The sequence below is a fragment of the Paraprevotella xylaniphila YIT 11841 genome, from assembly GCF_900683745.1.
Classification (GTDB): Bacteria; Bacteroidota; Bacteroidia; order Bacteroidales; family Bacteroidaceae; genus Paraprevotella; species Paraprevotella xylaniphila.
In genome coordinates this window covers 3,489,221-3,505,793 of the sequence record NZ_LR215980.1, presented here as the reverse complement: position 1 = coordinate 3,505,793, position 16,573 = coordinate 3,489,221, and the positions used below count along the sequence as shown (strand labels likewise).

The 16,573-nt window shown below is 51.3% G+C and carries 24 protein-coding genes; 1 reads left to right on the top strand and 23 read right to left on the bottom strand.

Annotated elements, in window-relative coordinates:
* From E0E47_RS14765 to E0E47_RS14645, 23 genes are all read right to left on the bottom strand, one after another.
* Window positions 1-726, bottom strand: a complete 726-nt coding sequence (locus E0E47_RS14765; protein WP_008860791.1) for a hypothetical protein — start codon at window positions 724-726, stop codon at window positions 1-3.
* A 13-nt stretch (window positions 727-739) separates the two neighbouring features.
* A complete protein-coding gene (locus tag E0E47_RS14760) occupies window positions 740-1,027 on the bottom strand; it encodes a hypothetical protein (protein WP_004322729.1) in 288 nt (95 codons plus the stop codon).
* 12 nt (window positions 1,028-1,039) lie between these two features.
* Window positions 1,040-1,219, bottom strand: coding sequence for a hypothetical protein (locus E0E47_RS14755; RefSeq protein WP_004322731.1), 180 nt, complete (start codon window positions 1,217-1,219; stop codon window positions 1,040-1,042).
* A 362-nt stretch (window positions 1,220-1,581) separates the two neighbouring features.
* On the bottom strand, window positions 1,582-2,670 hold the full coding sequence (locus E0E47_RS14745; RefSeq protein ID WP_008143029.1) for a hypothetical protein: 1,089 nt from the start codon (window positions 2,668-2,670) through the stop codon (window positions 1,582-1,584).
* Window positions 2,667-3,146: a hypothetical protein gene (locus tag E0E47_RS14740; protein ID WP_004293642.1), complete on the bottom strand. Its 480-nt coding sequence runs from the start codon at window positions 3,144-3,146 to the stop codon at window positions 2,667-2,669. Before E0E47_RS14740 ends, E0E47_RS14745 begins: the two co-directional genes overlap by 4 nt.
* Before the next feature lie 867 nt (window positions 3,147-4,013).
* Window positions 4,014-5,276 carry an RNA-directed DNA polymerase gene (locus tag E0E47_RS14730; RefSeq protein ID WP_008143026.1) on the bottom strand — a complete coding sequence of 421 codons (1,263 nt, stop codon included), beginning with the start codon at window positions 5,274-5,276 and terminating at the stop codon, window positions 4,014-4,016.
* Window positions 5,269-5,907, bottom strand: a complete 639-nt coding sequence (locus E0E47_RS14725; RefSeq protein WP_009316558.1) for a hypothetical protein — start codon at window positions 5,905-5,907, stop codon at window positions 5,269-5,271. The genes E0E47_RS14730 and E0E47_RS14725 overlap by 8 nt, the downstream gene beginning before the upstream one ends.
* Before the next feature lie 43 nt (window positions 5,908-5,950).
* A complete protein-coding gene (locus E0E47_RS14720) occupies window positions 5,951-6,598 on the bottom strand; it encodes a hypothetical protein (RefSeq protein ID WP_004293639.1) in 648 nt (215 codons plus the stop codon).
* Window positions 6,599-6,626: 28 nt separating this feature from the next.
* Window positions 6,627-6,872 (bottom strand): hypothetical protein, encoded by a 246-nt coding sequence (locus E0E47_RS14715; RefSeq protein ID WP_004293638.1) that lies wholly within the window; start codon window positions 6,870-6,872, stop codon window positions 6,627-6,629.
* A gap of 12 nt (window positions 6,873-6,884) precedes the next feature.
* Window positions 6,885-7,064, bottom strand: a complete 180-nt coding sequence (locus E0E47_RS14710; RefSeq protein ID WP_008143020.1) for a hypothetical protein — start codon at window positions 7,062-7,064, stop codon at window positions 6,885-6,887.
* Window positions 7,065-7,074: 10 nt separating this feature from the next.
* On the bottom strand, window positions 7,075-7,395 hold the full coding sequence (locus E0E47_RS14705; RefSeq protein WP_004303957.1) for a hypothetical protein: 321 nt from the start codon (window positions 7,393-7,395) through the stop codon (window positions 7,075-7,077).
* Between the two features lie 5 nt (window positions 7,396-7,400).
* A complete protein-coding gene (locus E0E47_RS14700) occupies window positions 7,401-7,880 on the bottom strand; it encodes a hypothetical protein (RefSeq protein ID WP_004293635.1) in 480 nt (159 codons plus the stop codon).
* A gap of 4 nt (window positions 7,881-7,884) precedes the next feature.
* A complete protein-coding gene (locus E0E47_RS14695) occupies window positions 7,885-8,160 on the bottom strand; it encodes a DUF3846 domain-containing protein (RefSeq protein WP_008143017.1) in 276 nt (91 codons plus the stop codon).
* A 15-nt stretch (window positions 8,161-8,175) separates the two neighbouring features.
* Entirely contained in the window at window positions 8,176-8,634 is a 459-nt protein-coding gene (locus E0E47_RS14690; RefSeq protein WP_008143016.1) for a hypothetical protein, read from the bottom strand.
* Complete coding sequence (locus E0E47_RS14685) at window positions 8,631-9,521, bottom strand: hypothetical protein (protein WP_008860787.1); 891 nt, start codon at window positions 9,519-9,521, stop codon at window positions 8,631-8,633. The genes E0E47_RS14690 and E0E47_RS14685 overlap by 4 nt, the downstream gene beginning before the upstream one ends.
* A 10-nt stretch (window positions 9,522-9,531) precedes the next feature.
* A complete protein-coding gene (locus tag E0E47_RS14680) occupies window positions 9,532-10,629 on the bottom strand; it encodes a hypothetical protein (protein WP_130894033.1) in 1,098 nt (365 codons plus the stop codon).
* A 40-nt stretch (window positions 10,630-10,669) separates the two neighbouring features.
* Complete coding sequence (locus E0E47_RS14675; protein ID WP_004293630.1) at window positions 10,670-11,197, bottom strand: hypothetical protein; 528 nt, start codon at window positions 11,195-11,197, stop codon at window positions 10,670-10,672.
* A gap of 5 nt (window positions 11,198-11,202) precedes the next feature.
* Window positions 11,203-11,442, bottom strand: a complete 240-nt coding sequence (locus E0E47_RS14670; protein ID WP_004293629.1) for a hypothetical protein — start codon at window positions 11,440-11,442, stop codon at window positions 11,203-11,205.
* Window positions 11,443-11,446: 4 nt separating this feature from the next.
* The gene (locus tag E0E47_RS14665; RefSeq protein WP_004293628.1) at window positions 11,447-11,659 is read right to left on the bottom strand and encodes a hypothetical protein; all 213 of its coding nucleotides are present in this window, start codon (window positions 11,657-11,659) and stop codon (window positions 11,447-11,449) included.
* 149 nt (window positions 11,660-11,808) lie between these two features.
* Window positions 11,809-12,066: a hypothetical protein gene (locus E0E47_RS14660; RefSeq protein ID WP_004303959.1), complete on the bottom strand. Its 258-nt coding sequence runs from the start codon at window positions 12,064-12,066 to the stop codon at window positions 11,809-11,811.
* Between the two features lie 16 nt (window positions 12,067-12,082).
* A complete protein-coding gene (locus tag E0E47_RS14655) occupies window positions 12,083-12,475 on the bottom strand; it encodes a hypothetical protein (RefSeq protein ID WP_004303960.1) in 393 nt (130 codons plus the stop codon).
* A 270-nt stretch (window positions 12,476-12,745) separates the two neighbouring features.
* On the bottom strand, window positions 12,746-13,117 hold the full coding sequence (locus E0E47_RS14650) for a hypothetical protein (RefSeq protein WP_004293624.1): 372 nt from the start codon (window positions 13,115-13,117) through the stop codon (window positions 12,746-12,748).
* Between the two features lie 65 nt (window positions 13,118-13,182).
* Window positions 13,183-13,755, bottom strand: a complete 573-nt coding sequence (locus E0E47_RS14645; protein WP_004293623.1) for a hypothetical protein — start codon at window positions 13,753-13,755, stop codon at window positions 13,183-13,185.
* Between the two features lie 1,922 nt (window positions 13,756-15,677).
* Between E0E47_RS14645 and E0E47_RS14630 the strand changes: the two genes are divergently transcribed.
* Window positions 15,678-16,469: a hypothetical protein gene (locus E0E47_RS14630; protein ID WP_004293621.1), complete on the top strand. Its 792-nt coding sequence runs from the start codon at window positions 15,678-15,680 to the stop codon at window positions 16,467-16,469.
* The last annotated feature ends 104 nt before the right edge of the window (window positions 16,470-16,573 follow it).

The window sequence follows — 16,573 nt, the reverse complement described above, 5'->3', positions numbered from 1 at the left end:
TTATGTTTTGTTACAAAGTCTTACAAATTGTTCCGTAATCTCGTCCCGCTCGAACTCGTCGCAGTTCAGGTCGAAGAATATACCCGAAGCCGCGAGCATGTCACGGGCTTCTCCGTAGGTAAGGTCGTTCCTGTGCCTGTATCTGTCCACCATATCCCGATGTTCGGCTTCCGCCCGGTCGTGCAGCCTCATTTTATACTGCCTGTACCATGCGGGGAACTGTTCCTTGGAAACCATATGTTCCAGCTGCAAGTCCCGGTATCTTCCCGGTGCCAGCAGGATGTGGCTGTCAATGTAGGACTTCGCCTCGGCTATGATTCCCTCCCTGGTGAAGGGACGGTGGGAGCGTGCCGTGAAATGCACCCATCCACCATGCAACGGGTGTTCGATTTCAATCTGCACACCCTGCCTCCTGACATGTACCACGATATAGGCGGTCTGGCCGGGGAACATATCGTCCTTGAGGCTCACTTCCCGGCAGGCCGGCGGGTCAACATGGATGTAGTGGTCCTGCCTTGCGCCCTCGAGGAACCTTTCAAGCTGCCGCATCGACTGGCAGTAGATGAATGTCCCCACGCGGCACTGGCCTCGGCGGATGTCGCCGTAATAGTACTTTCTTGCCCTTGCTCCGGTAATGCGGGACTCGTCCGATGCCTCGAAATAGCTCCGGTAGGTATCGTCCGTACGGCAGAAATCATATATTTCCTGAAAAGTCCTTGTTTTCATTTGTTACTCCTTTTTATGTATTGTCTTCTTCCGGCGGGGGAAATTCCCCCGTCCTGTAAAATATCTCTCCGAGACGGTCAGCCTGTTCCGCCAGACCTCTCTTCCGGACAGCCGACACGGCATCGCATGCGGCCTTTTCGTACATGCCCAGCAGTACCGCCTCGGGCAGGCGTTTCGTCCGCCACACCTCCTGTGCGGTGGCGAGCATCTCCACCTCGCAGCCCAGATGGGCGGCTGTGAGGATAATGACGGCATTGCCGATAAAGTTCGGTATGCGTTCTTCCTGTTGTTCTCCTTTCATTGTTCCGTGCCTTTAATCCGTTTCGAACTCGTCTTCATAGACCTCGATCTCCTTCCCGCTCTCGCAGATGCGTACCAGCCAGGTGTATTGGAGCCGTTCCAACAGCTCTATACGGCGATAGCCCTTGTAGGGCACTTTCAGCGTTGCAATGTCTCCCGGTTTCATGTCAGGCGGGTATTTCAAACTGGACATGGAAATGGAATTCGCTTATCAGGCTGCAGATCTGCGGTACTGATTTAGGATCCTCCCCGTAAGGGTAGAAGATGGTCCGGCAACGTGTCAGGCATCGGATACCCTGTTTTCGTAACCGGTACAGCAGGTAGGCCCTGCGTCGTAGTTGTTTCTTGCTCATCGTATAAAGGATTATGTCGTTTTGATTAGAATAGCGGTGTGGTCGTCAAACAGGGGCATCTCTTTACGTTTTCGATGTAATGCCTCCATTGAAAGATGCTCATCTTGTGTTAACAGGGATGAGCATCATTTCAATGGAGGGAGTACTAATTTATTCTGACCCGCCACACCGTGCCGCCTACCGGGCGGATGGAGATGACGGCCTATTTCTTACGCCATGCCGCCATCTTCTTTTTGATGTTGATATTGTTGTCCGCCAGCATTTTTTTCAGGACTGCCAGCAACCGCCAGCCTTCTCCGTTTTTATACTCTTCCGCCTTGGCTGACAGGAACGCCAGTGACTGGTACTTGTCCAGACGCCGACCCCGGTCATTGACAGCTGTGCAACCGTGGAAACGAATCAGGTTCTGCATGGTAAAGAACGCCCCGGCTCCCTTATAGGCATCCATCCATGCCTTGCTTTGAGGAGTGCCCCATGGCAGCCGGATACGACGGTCATTGAACTGTCTGACCGCGTTGTAAAGCTGTGTGGCGTCCAACGCGTGCCTGATGTGGGTTATCGCGATGGAAAGCGGGTAGTACAGTTTGGATTGCAGGTCCTCCACGAAAATATTACGGCCGTGTATACGCTTGTAGGGAACTCCCTTGCATTTTCTTGTTTCCAGGTTGCCCACGTGTTTTTTCAGCGCGTTGACATAGTCGCTCGCGATGGCCAAAACCACATCACGGTTGAACCAGCGGTTTCTCTCGGCAAAACCCGTGATGTCCTTGTGTTCCATCTTCATCTGGGCGTGCAGCTCGTTCAAGAGCATTTTCCACTGGTAATCATAGCCTTTCCGGTGAATCATCTCGGTCACCCCTGCCGGCTCTTTTTCACGGTAATGCGTGTATGACATCATATGGAACATTTGTGCCATGACCCACCGGCGGAAGAGTCGGTTGTTGGGAACGGTACCCTGTGCCATGATGCTGCCGAATATCGGGTCGTTGTCATCCAGGATGGTAAGTTTCCCGTCTTTGTTGGAGGCGATATACTCGCCGCCCTCGGCTCCCTGCATGGCGAACAGGCAGCTCACGTCCACACCGGCACCGCGGAGTGCCTCGATACGCTCCCGCGCCCCTTTGGGAAGTCCGGCGGGAGAATTATGGCCGGCCACCACCGGATAGACGGTGCCCAAATCCGAATTCTTGCCGATAACGGTGCCCGTGGCGGCAAATTCCTTGTCCGCGATGGCGAATTCCGTGCCGCATCCGGGGCACAGGACTTTTGTTTCTTGTTTCTTTCTGCTCATTGTGAATTTGTTAATAGTTGATTACTTCCGGGTTCCACCCATTTTCTGAGTATCACCAGGTCCTTGTCTTTTTCGCTTTGCCAGAACCATTTGCCCATCGTTTCGGGATTCCATGTGAACCCGCCTATAATCCGGCAGAGGATATAGAATTCCAGCTCGAATTGCGCGGTATCCCGGTGTTGCCCGTACAGCATGTCCCCGTCCTCGAGGTCACTTTCGGGCAATGCCATGAAATACCGGCGGGACTTGCTCTGGCTGCGCTCCGATGGTATCGAATGTTTATAGCGGCGGTACAGCTCCTCCACATCCGTGAAAAAATCCCCGCAGCCGTACTCCGGCAACCACGGAGCGCCATCATACCTGCCGTTCCGTATCATGTGTCTCCCGTTTACTTTTAAACTTCTGGACTGGAAATCAATCCGGAAATTTGCGCCGTTCTCTATGGCGGTGACGGTTTCTCGGTAAATATCTTCCATTTTCTCACCTGTTTACAATTAATGGCACTCAAACCCCTAGCGCGTATCTTTATAGTCCTGATAAATACAGTAGGACTTCGGTCCTGAACCAGGTAGTTGCCTGGCTCAGGACCAAGCTTGAATACTGTATCTTGAATTTGGGTCCCTCGTGCATATGCGGTCGCGCTACCTTCTGTTCAGGGGACTCATCCGGACGGCACATCCCTTTAAAAACCTGATACGGGCCGCGAGTACAGCTGGAACCTGTGTCATCTGTCGTGTTAGCAGGAGATGACACAGGCTCCAGCCGTGTGAATTGCGGCTCTGTTGAAATCCCGGCCTTGCCCCCTTTGCCCTGTGCTGTTCTTTTTGCGGTTCCCGGAATGCCGGCACGTTCCTTTACAGGTCCGATGTCTGCTGTGGCGGAAGCCGGAATGGCGCCGTCGTATAACGTTAGGGATACGACGGCGCGAGACGGGCTTATCGGGGACAGCAGGCTGAATCCATTCCCCCGAACCGCACGTTCCCGTGCTGGAAAAGACTGAAAGTTCTCATAATACCGGCACATGGCTTTATGCTTCCGATGTATCCCGCGTATGGGTCTTCTGCGGAGTCCGAAGGCGACGGTCAGCCGCCTTCAGACTCGGAAAGAAGACGTTGGTACGCGATGCCCAAACCTATTCCTTGAACTTTCCCGGTGTGCTCCGGTAACGGGTGCGGGACAGACGGCACATGACTTTAATTTCCCGATACATTACAGGCGCAGCCAGAATCGAGATGGGATTAACCGGGTGTTAGACCGGTTAATCTCGATATGGATTCTGGTTATAAGCCTGTAACGTTGAATAGCCTGCCCGTCCACCCGTTCTGCCGTGTGCCCGGCGTAACTTATAGCGATGCCACCAGCGTGTTGTACACCGCCCGGCTGGTCAGAAGGGCGTTACGCATGCAGCCGACAGTCAGGTAACCCGGTATGTCCCGGTCTGTTTTATCGCGGTTGGCCTTCACGTTGCGTCCCCGTCCCCGGACGATGCAGCCATCCGGTTTGGTTCGGACATATCCCAGACCGCCGATCTTGCACCTGCCCGTCTGAATGGCTCTAAAGCAGTCCATCACGAACTTGTTCAGCTCGTTGAGGTCACTCTTCACATTACAGACCGGCAATACCTGTATCGCCCAGCTGAACTCGCCCTTGTACAGGTAACGGTTCACGGCGTCCACGGCTTTTGCCAGTGTCGTGTCCCGGCAGCGGATTGTCCGCCGCTCGATCTCGTGCTGGAAGGTCTTGATGCGTGATGACGAGAGCGAGACCATGCCGCCCTTGATACTGAATCCTAAGAACTTGAACCAGACATCGGCTGCCAGGTATTCCACTTTCTTGGGATTTAGCTTCATGGATTTATCTTCCAGGCGTTTTTGGAGTGTGTCCATCGCTTTTTCATAATCCTTGCCGATAAAAAGCATATCGTCGGAATACCGGACGTAGTAGCCGTTCATTTGTGACAGTTCCCTGTCTAGGTCGTAGAGCAGTACATCCGCCAGCCAGCTAGCCACAGCACAACCCTGTTTCAAGGATTGATACTTGCTTTGCAACCGGTTATCTTCATCGAAATAGAGGTCCGAGTGGTAATATTTCCTAAGTACGTCTATCAGGGCAGACTGGCCGTGTTTGGCCTCCACCTTGTCGAACGCCTCGTCGATGAACCGTATCGGAACACTGTCGAAGTATTTGGAAAGGTCGGACTTCCAGCCCAGACAGCCGCTATTGCCGGTTTCTGTCATCCGGTGGCTGACTTCCGTAACTACCTTGCCGCACCCTATACCGGTCTGGTAGGACTTGCACGAAGAGTGCAGCATCTCCGGCATCAACTCGAAGAGCAGGTCGTTGGCGATACCCAGTACTACGCGGTCCATCGGCTCGTTTACGTACACTGTGCGGAACTCACCGTTGTCCTTGGGTATCTGCGCCGTGTGGGGAGGGGAAATCTCGTACTTTCCCCGGCGCATGGCATAGGCCATCGCCATACGGGTATGCTCGTCGGTCAGCCGAATAAGTTGGTCTTTCCTAATGTCTTTCAGCACGCCTTTCTCAATGGCCTTCGTCCACTGGCCTATGTCGAAGAACATTTGCAATATCTTGTCTTCATTCATAGCACTCAAAACTTTTTTGGGAAAGGATAAAATTCAGTATGTCCATGCCGGATTCTACGTCACATTCCTGCTCGTACTCCTCGCCCGTGTAGTAACTGTAACCCATGATGAAGATTTTCCCGTCTTTCCGGAGCGACGCGTTCGTGATGACCAGTTCCACGGGGTCACGGTCCACAACATGGAGATAGGTCGAGGATTGTTCACCGTTGTCATCAAGGCTGCCGCCACACTCGGAAAGCAGCTCCACGGACAGGGCGTAACATTTTTCATTCAGGGCTTTCTCCGCCACGTGATGGTTGTTCATCTCTTCCGTAAGTGTTCGGATGCGGTCACCGCGTCTCTGCTCGGGAACCGGTTCGAAAGCGGTTTCGAACATCCAGACAGGCATCCATTTATGGAAGACGGCGGGTCCCAAGCGGCATATGTAAACTTCATCGTTCTCTTTCTCCGTCTCCGGGATATCCATTCCCGAGGCTCGTGCTGCCGCTACGCTCATGCGCTCGAAACCGCCGAGGCAGGAAGGTGCCGACTTCAAACGGTAGGGACGGATGTTTCCTACAGGGACACCCATTGACATAAGTAGCATCCCCTTAAAAGTGTCGGTAACGGGAGTGGTTTGCTGTTTGTTCATTCTTTTATTCATTTTCTGGTCTTTGTACATACATTATGATTTCTCACGCATCCTCCGCAAGGGCTACAAGCCGCTCTTCCGGCAGCAGGAACTCCTCGTCCGTGAAGTAATAGCAGATTTTCCGGTCCACGGCCTCCGCCTCGTCCGATATGGGTGCGCCGTCTTTGCCGACCAGCACGTCTTGCAGACCCGTTACAGAGACTAGGGTTTTGTATTCCCCGCCCGTTCCACGGAACAGCGTCAGTTCCCTGACAAAATATTCCCTGTCATTCCATGTGATAATCTCAAACATTTCCTCCACTTCCGGGAACAGCCGGCACAGGACCGGAAACAGTTTGCAGGCATCGCTCCGGAGCATCAGGAAGACACATTCCATCAGGCATAGTCCGGCATCTTTGAGCATGGGCAGCAATACGTCCGTGCCTGCTCCGTTTGCCTCTGCCACTATCAGGGCTTTCCAGTATCCTTCCTGGAATGAGTCCGTCCAAGGGATGAGTTCGGCTGCCCTGACGGAATAGGAAACCGCGATTTCTTCCGGATTGTCCTCGTCCGTGGAAATCAGTCCTATTTTCGTGTCATCTTCGACAGGCTCCTTTACCGGCAGGCAGACTTTCATTTTCCGGAACGTGTCCGTGTCCTCGTCCGCCCAGTTGACAAAGCCGCCGAATCTTATAAAATCATATCTGCTCATTTGTCATTATTGTTTATTGTTATTTACCTTACAATTCTTCTGGTTCTCCATCGTTGATACTCCGGTAGAAACGGTCTCCGTCCGCCCACTTCTTGGCGGTGATAGCCAGCTCGAAAGCTTCCTCTATGGAAAGGCCGTCGGCGGGAAGGGCATCAAGGAGTTCTCCCATGCATACGTCATTCTCGCGATACTCTTTCTGCACCTTTCCGAGTGTCATTCTGCCCTTGTCCGTCTTTTTACGCCACAAAAGCATCTGTTGTATCCAATTTTTCATGCGATTCTTTTATTAAAGGAAATCCTTGGCATAACTGCGGGCTTCATTGAAAGTGTTGAAGCCGATTCCACTCATGCAAGAGATTGCCCAGTATCTTAATTTCCTGCTTTCGGCACGGGCAAGATAGATTTGCCCGATACAAATCCCGTCTTTGAGAATGTCATGCCGCTTGTCTTTTGTAATCCGTACCATGTTCCGACATTCACTTGTCCATTTTCCAAAATCCGTAATCGGACCCGTCACCGAGATGAGCACCGAAATAGTACCCCTCCGGTGAGTAACTATCGAGCGTGTCGAACAGCGATTCCAGCAATCCCGCCGCGTCATCGCTGTTCCACCAGTCTGCTTCTTTGTCCTCCATGGCATGGGCGGGGATGGCATTCATCACCTGCACGTACTCCGGTGTGTCACGGATAACGTCCAAGAACGCCGGAATCAGGTCCTGCGTGCGCATCGTGCCGTGGGAGATACTCTCTCCCGGCACGGCATGGAGGCGGTTTTGTGTCCTCTCGTCTATGAACATGGCATTTAGATAAAGGGCAGACGGGTATCTTCCAGCATGGAGGCCAGCATTTGACACATCTCGTATGAAGCACGGTTGCGGTCGTCAATGCAGCGTGAATCACGCCCTGCCATAGCGGTAATGGAAGCCTTTACCGTTCTGAAGAATGTCTGTTCCAGTGTCTTGTGGAAATAAGGAAGAGCCTGGGCGAAACGTTCGGACTTGAATCCCAAATCGTTCATGGCGTATTCCAGCTGTTTGGCCGCCTTGTACTCGCGGCTGTTCTCCAGGCTTTCCGGAATATCACCGAACTGTGCGGTCCGGAGCTGGCGTTCCAGTTCGATGACGGCCACCGAAAGCAACAGCTTGATGGCTTCCGGGTTGCCGATACCGTGTTTCTGCCCGTCAGCGGTATGGAACTCGATCAGGTTTACACTGTTATTCTCTTGTAATTCTTTGTAGCATGCGAGGGTCTTGCTGAGCGCTTTTGCTTTCTCTTTATCCATAATTTTATCTGATTTGATTGTTATTGCACACAAGTACGTCCCCAACGATGAAGTCTTTCGACGCCGGGTGATGAGCACGGAATATCCTGCTCGCTTCAAGATTGAGGGACAGAGGGATAAGTTTGCCTTCCTCGTTGACGACCATTGTCGTGCTCCCGTCCAGTTCCACCAGTTCGATGTAGCCGCCGACAATCGCCTGCATCTCCTCCAGCGTGAAGTCTGAGCCATTGGCTGGCTGCACGGGTTGGCGTGTTCCGTCCGTTTTGATGATTTCTGTCATAGTTGCTTTGAAATTTTAAGATTCATGACTCGCCAGTATATCCAAAATCTGTTGCAAAGGGAATTTTTCAGTATAGAATCGCTCGTCGGTATGTTTGCCGTACGCCCGGTATCTGGCTTCCCCGTTTGCAAATACCGCCAAGATATGGCTGACCAGCACATTGTCCGGCGGAACCAACCTTTCCAGTTCCGTTTCGGTCAGTTCCACGAAGCACCAGTTATTGTCTTCCGGCAAGTCCTCGCTGCCCAGTATCCCGTCCTCGTCCGGCTGGTAAAAACCAACCGATATGTCATAAAAGTTCAAAGACTGGAAACTGATGTCATCCTTGAATGGCTTGACGGCTTCCAGCCTGCCGGACTGTGTCTGTCTCCACTCTTTTGACAGGTACACGATTGCAAAGTCGCAGCAATCCCATGCACTGTCAGTTCCTGCCTTGAGCAGGAGGTATGGGGTAGGTTCATTTGAGATTTTCATCGTATTTCCCTCCTTTTATGCCACGCGTGATACCGTTTCACGGTGCGTAGCTGGTTAATGATATGGCCAAAAAGCTCGCGTGAATAGATGCGGTAATGGAACACAGCCGAATACTCGCATACATTGCCGTGAAAGTCCACGTGGGAGCGGTCATCCGCAAAGTCGAACAAGTCGCCCTGGATTTCCAGCGTGTATTTGTTCTTCCGTAGCCAGTCAAAAAACTCGAAGATGTCCTTCTTTTGGGAGTAGAAAGTGCAGTATTCGTAGCGGTTTCCGCGCAGGTTCCTCAGCAATGCCGCCATCTCGTTCCGTTCCCGGCGGTCGCCAAATTCGGATCCCGTCCGAGTGGCGAGGTTCTTCAGGAAATATATTTTACCTCCATACTCGAAATAGTACGGTATGTAGGTGACCGTCTTTTTGTACCAATTGACATATTTGACAAAGGAAGCCTTCTTGACGATGGCGGGATGCAGGTTTACTTTCTCCATGTGTTCCCGAATCTGGCGGTAGATTTCCGCATTGGAAAGACGTATGGGACGTTCCGCCCGGAAATACCTGCCGTCCGACTCGAAACAGAGCGCGTACAGGTTTCGGTAATACGGTTCCCCGACAAAGAACCAGTCGCTCTGCATGCGGGCCGGAGGCAGGCATTCCAGCAGTTCGTAATAACGTTCCTCCGTAATTTCATGGAAGGGCTTGCAAAGTGCCCGGGTATAACGCTTCACAAGCAGTGTCATGCGTACCGGTGATACAGCGACCAGGTACGGGTTCTTCTCCCTTTCGCGCAGTGCTTCCAGCGTCTCGCCGCCGTAGTCGCTGTGCATGTCATCCGACATCGACGTGAGGCATGTCCCGTCGAAATAACGTGAATCGATGATGTATCTCATGGGCACTGGATTAAATGGTTATTTTCAACACCTGACCGGCGGCATATTCGGCATTGCGGGTGAGCTGGCGCTGCCATGCCTGGTTGCGTGGCGCCCACTTGAAAGCGTTACGCTTCAAGGTTGTACGCATATCGGTATCGGGTATTTTGTCGAAGAGGATTTGCAGGCGGTCTTCTTCGAAGTTGTAGACCACCTTGCCGCCATCGAACGGAATCTCACGATTTTCACGGCTTGCCCGTTCCTGCTGCTTTTCCCGCACCTTGCGGACGAGTTCGGTATACTTGAAGATTGAATGGCGTGCCGTGACGACAGGTTTCTTGACTTTGTCGTTCCACTCTCGCAGACGAGCGACGGCACGGTCGATGATTTCCACGTTGCCATGGTTGACATAGGTGGAGAGTCGCCCGGCGAGGTTGCTGACGAAGAGAGCCCGGCTATAGCCTCGTGCCGTACCCGTATCGATACCGTGAATGGTCGAGGCGGCATCGTCGATAAAGGCTTTGACCTTCTGCCACTCCTCCTCGAGACGCTGTTCTTCGGGCTTGGCCGCTTCGGTAGCCTTGCGAATCGCTTCGAGTGCACGTTCTCGCCATTCCCGGAACGCCGTGACGCTCTTGGCGTGGCTGTTGCAGGCCTTTTCGTTGCGGCCCGTGTTGAAGCGTGCAGGTCCCGTAATCATCGCGCTGGCACAACGGCTGTTGGCGGCGATCATGGCAGAGAAATAGCGTTTGTAGTTTTCCATGTAACGTTCCCGCTGCTGCTCGGGCATCGACTGCAAATCCTCGTGCAGTTCCTTTTCGTGCGAGGCGATGTCTGACTCACCCCGCTCGTCGGGTGAGAAGGAGGTGAGGTTGTAGGAGCTGCACGCCTGCTTGAAATATTCTTCCAGATAGCCCGGGTGCGCCACTTCCACAACTTCCCAGTCCTTGAAGTCCGCCGGGGCGAGGATTTCTTCCTTGCCCGGATTCCCTACAAGATGGGAATAGCTGCAATACCCGTGTCTCTTTCCCCTGAAAAGAAACGCTACCGGTTCGCTTTCCGGGGCATCCACACGCCGCACCATGGTCACACGATGGGCATTTTCCTTTGTCAATAATGTTGTTTCCATACCTTTCTTCTTGATTTCGTTATTTGATTGTTTCCGATTTTTATTGTTGCTTCATCCGGGCGGCATGGTCCATTACAGAGGCGAACCCCACCTCGATACCTATCTGGTATCCGCCCTTGATAGTCGATTCCAGCTCCGCCTCGCTTTCGATCAGGGATTCCGAATCATCGGCATAAAGCCTGTACAGGGAGAATACGTCTGCCTCCCATAGCTTCCGGGCATTTTCCGCCGATACAAGCAGCCACACGAAACCGTCCTCACGGGTTACCTTGACGGCGGCTTCGCTATGGCTCAGAGTCCGCCACTCCTTGATGTCCAGTGCCACCCTCCACACGATATACATCAGCGCATCGTGGCGGCTTTTAATATCAGGGGAATCGCACAGGCGGCTGGCCACATCTTTGAGTGTCCGGAAAGAGTCCGCCATGAACTGCTCCACGACATACGGCTTTTCGGCAATGGCGGAACAGGCATCGTCCGCCCTGCCTGATTCCGGAACGGTCTGAATATCCTCCTCTTCAAGGAAGATTTCACGGTGCAGGTAGTCCAAGTAGTAATATGATTTCATTCCGCTTATTCTTTGGGGGTGAAAGTGATTCTCGTGTGCCCGTCATAACCGAAGGACGGTTTCAGGCCGAAGGCTTCGGCATCACTGCTGATGCAGCAGATGTCCCAAATCTCCAACCCTCCGGCGCAGGTTATGACGGTATTGTTTTCAGATATTTGCGGCGACTTGTCTTTCAATGCAGCCCCGCCGCAGATGCCGCGTAGAATAACACCACGCTGGTGGGTAGTAAGTTCTTTCGTTTCCATAGACCTAATCTTTTGCTTTTACACCGAACATGTTCTCCATTGTACTGGCGAGGGCTTCCTTGAAACCGTCGCTTACGCCCCAGTATTCAAGTAACCCGTTGCCGATGACCTGCATCTGTTTGTCGGTGGGCATATCGCCATCATACCCGTATTCCTTGAGCAGGGCACGGCTGATGATGACACCTTTTATCTCGTTGATTCTATGTTCCTCTCCCATAGCCGTTAATACATCTTTACCCGCAGACCAGATATCTGCTTTCTCGTTATTTCTGTCATTTTCTTTATCCGTTTATAAAAGCATAGGGGCATTCCGCCCCCATAGTTGTTATTAATTCATATTATTTTGCATGATTTTTTCCGGAACACCTATCCGGCATAGATGTACTTGAGCTTGGGCACTCCGTTCTGGAGCACGGTGAAGGCGTTTTCTTCCACCTGCACGTCCTTTGCCTTTGGCCACCATAGCCACGAGAGTTTCCCGTCGGGTTTGAGGAATGCCACGGCATTACCCTGCACTTTCCCGACCTCACGCACGCCGAGGTCTTTTCCGCCCTCGAACAGCCGGACACACCGCCACTTCGAGCCAAGCGTCATTTTCCGTTTCACGTCTGCTAATGTTTTCATACTCATTGCGTTTTTATTATTGCATATAAATTCTGCATTTCCGGTTGCACCGTCTCAGGCTGTCCGCCGAGAGCGGATAACTGCGGTTCAAATGGTCGGGAAACCCTTCTCGGAACATCAGCTCCGCCGTAGCGTACTCCTTGCACCATTTCCGCCGACGTCTCCCACGGGCAGGTCTCGTTTCCGGCATCCGCCTTTTCGGAGATTTCGGCACACGCCATTTCCCACCGACAAACACCGCTTCATATTCCCGTTGTAACACGCCGCTGCAATACGCCGCCACGCTGACAGCGGGCACACTTCCGAGCTGTCCCGTCGCGGCAAGGCTGTCAAGCGTATCGGTGGCAGCCTTGAAACTGGCAAAGCACCCGTAACTGCGGGTGCGCTTTGCGTCAAACACTTCTATCATATTTATTCGTTTTATTATTGGCACATCCGTTCTCCGCTTCCCCGCACAGGATAACAGCGGAAGCACGGCAGGCGGTTCCGCAGAACGCCAGACCGTGCTTAACCGTGTTATATACAAGGTAGGCACAACGCCTCACGGCGCAAGGAAGTCATATCGGAGGGAATTTTAGAAAAGTGCGGGCATTTCAGGGTGCAATCCTGACACAGTGTATATCAATGCCCGAAAAAGCGCGCACGCCCCGCAGTTTCCGCAGCACGTGTGCGCGTCATGTCACTCGCCATCGTCCCCGCTGTCAATTCCTGCGGTGATGTTGCATATCTCCTGCAATGCCGATTCTATCTGCACAAGGTCGTCGATGTCGAACTTCACGGCATCGCAGTCCTTCTCCCACACTTGGCGGGCTATGAAGACGGCATCATGCAGCGACCGCTCGGACTCTTCCAGAGCGGTCTTCAGGTCGTCCACGGTGTACTCCCCGTCCTGCGGCGGAGGTACAGTCCCGGCACCGTTTTTTGCCGGGAAATTCTTTTCGCCTATCACGTTACAGTTGCTTTCGCCCGAAATGAAAAGCGCGTATCCGTGGCATACGTCACAAGAACACGCGCTTACGACGGCAGATACGAAAAGGGCAGGCAGTCCCACACGTTCAGCGGGCTGCCTGCCGTCCTTTTGCCTTTTTCGGGCAGGTTTCAGTTACTCCGTTGCCCTTATGCCGCCTTTTTGCTTTCGTCGGCAACCGTTCCGGCAGGCTGTTCCGCCACCTTTTCAGCCTTGCCGGTCTTGGTCGTTTTCTCGGTTGGCTTTTCGAGGCTGGCGAGGTTCGGGGCGAAATCCATGGCGTTGCGGATAGCCTTTGCAGCGGCATGGATTGTCTTTTGGAAATCACGGTTTGACTTCTCGAGGTCTACTTTGGTCGGCACAAGACCGATACGCGCCCAAACGCTGTCGGTAAGGTCGTACTTCTTGATACGATTTCCCGACTTCTCGCAGATGATGATTTCCGCAGGGGTTGTGGCACGGAATTTCGAGCGTATGCCGTCGGCATCGGCACGCAGTTTCTTTTCCTCCGCAATGGTGTGCCACATAGTTGCGACCATGTTTTTAATCACACGGAAAATCTCGTTGTCCGACTTGTCGGCAGGCTCAAAGTCCGCACCGAAAAAGTGCTGTGCCGTCTGCACGAGTTCACCGTCCTTGTTGGTAGAGTTGTAAACCAACATGATACCTGCAAACGAACCGATGTTTGCATACTGTTCCTTGTTCAATTTAGAAGTTGCCATAATGATAAAATTTTAGAAACACTGCGCAAAATCACGCATTGCGGGCACTCGGGGAGTCGAACCCCGAACTTTGCACCATAGCGCAAAGTGTGGCATTTCCTGCCACGCGCCCAAAAATTTGCCGTGCATTTCACCCTGCACGGCAAAATTTTTCGTAACTTTGTCGCACTTAAAACGTACCCCATAGCAGAGCTATCCAAATGAGCGCATTTTCGGCATATCGTATCTTTGCACGAGTTCTACTCATCGTGTCGTGGCTCTGCGCTGCTTTACTCCAATTTCGGCAAGACGCTTCTCTGGCACGTTCCGGATCTTTTCCAATCCGGCAGCTAACAGTAAGGCGGTGGGCGGCTGGTGATTATGGGCATAACATTGGCAATGCTCTTTTCTCAAGCTCCGTGCGGACTGTTTTTCCGCTACCGTGCATTTTATCTCCGTGCGCACAAGGGCGCAATTATGGCATTATTCTTGCACGTCCTTTTCAGTGGCGGTATTCTCAATACTCCCAGCGACTTGCAAAAGTCTTGACGTATTTCCGGCACTCGGAATAAATACGATTTATCCCGTTCCATAAATTTCCCTACTTTCGTAGGTTGGCAATACTGGTATTATTGCCCCGTGCGAAGCGTGGTTATTTAACGCACTCTTTAAGCGTACCTAAACGCACACGGTGTTGTTTCGGGTGTTACCCTTTGACGGCTCAACAACTCACTTTCGTGTAAACGCCGTTTTTGTTTCTCGCTCTCGGCGGTCTTTGCTTTTCTGTTTTTTAATTCTGTTTTTTACTATCTATTTTTTTATTCGTTTTTCTCCGTACTTGTTTGCCGTTTGTTTGGCTTTCGAGTACATGACTATTATAAAACCGTTTTTCAGAACTGCAAAACTTTTTGAGAAAAAAAATTTGGAACGTTCCAAAAACAGCCTTTTTGCGAATATGGAACGCACGCGCGAAGTGAATTTGTAAATAGTTGAATATCAATAAAATAGAAAAAAATGATTTTCTTTGAAAAAAATTTTTCCTTTGCAAAAATCAAAAAAGCCCCGTTTCAACGTATGTATAAAATCAAAATCAGTTTTGTCTATTGATTATCAGATTATTAGCTGCTTAAAATGGATAAAATAGGACTGAAAAGATTTTTTTACTTTCAATTTGTAAGCAAAGATAATGTAAAAGACGTTTTTAGGCTTACTTTATACAAAAGTAAACCTAATAAATTATTGATATTCAATGGTGTAATAAAAATAAAAAGATTAGGGAGGGTGTACCCTCGGGTGCGGATTCGGTCTCTGTCCTCGGGCCGTTTTTTCAAGTCCGGTTTTCCAAAATGGCTCAAAATGCGGCTTTCGGATTGAAACTGTAAGCAGGTATCAAAAAATATACAGTAAAGTACTTGTATTTATCATGGTTGCTTAAGGTGCTGGTGTTCACCATGTCCCATATTTTTGAAATATTCTCATTTGTGGATGCCTGTCCTTTCAATTTTCACGGGTGTACAGACTTTCTGCACGATTTCCGGGTTCCGGCTTGAAGTTGTTTTTTAGATACGCTGAAAACGCATCAAAAAATATATAGAGACACGTCGGTATATTGACTGTTCTTAACCGGATTGGACGACGGAAAAGGAGGATGTGTATTCCTGTCATTCAGTATGTTCGGATATGCTTTTCACAATCGGACAATCTTGTAATGTTTTGTTCCTTAATCATATAGAATATACAGAACGAAGCTATCCACATGGATTCCGACTTATTTGTACGGTTTTTGTGACTTTATACAGGAAACCGTGGAAATGCAGAAGAAATGGGGTTCAGTCACCTGCCTTTTTGGTGAATTATACGTATATTTGCCGTATTGTATCCACTTATGTATGAAGTATGGCATTTTGCTGTTACAGGAAATATCTGGATAAAGAATCGAAAGAATGGAATCATATCATAAGAAGAAAATCGGGAGTATTCCGAAAGACAGCACGGGTGGGTCGTCCATTCGCAAGGGAATGGTCGTCTTCAACGGTGGGACATCGGAAACCGGACTTGTGGGAGATGTCACGGGTAATTGCGTGTCGGTTCCGGTAAGGATGACTGCGGGCAGAGAACTCGTTACCGATGACGCGGTCATGTTTCTGAATGATTGCCGGGAAGCGAGCGCAGAGCAAAAGATTGCCCTCCAACGCCTGCTGAACGAAGGCCATCTTGCATGGGACAAGCGCCGGGGTGTATGTTCGGAATCTCTCTATGCTCCCAAAGACGGACAGTTGGTAAAACTCAGTATCCTGGATGAGCATGTAATACTGGGGGCTTTCAAGGAAATCGACGCAAAAGGACGTGTTGTGCTGTATTGCCTGCTGGACGAAGACGGGAGCCTGCGCTATTCCCTGCATGAAACAGTCGGGTACGCGGTGAATCTCCAGATACTGCCTATCGGAACCAGTGGCCGTAGCAGGCTTTCCGATGCTCTACGCCAGAAAGGGCTTGCATGGAACGGACGGCTGAAGGAACTCGAACGGCTGGCAACACGTGTCAGACGCGGTGACAAGTACTATTACCTGAATGACATACTGGAAATCCGTGAATGCAGGGACAACAACAGGCCGGCGGACAGGAAACGGTTGGAATGCGGGAACTATTTCATGGAGCGGAGGGATGCCGAACTGGTACGTGACTGCGTGCGCTCTGTCGTAAGGCTGAACCGCGACAAGGATGCCAGACGGTAAGAGGGTGACGGTATAAGGTATTCGTTCTGTTTCTCTCTCTTGTATCTGGGGAGGAAGTGGTCCTTTAATCCTCATCTTATCCGTTTTCAACACTTTCCGATTCA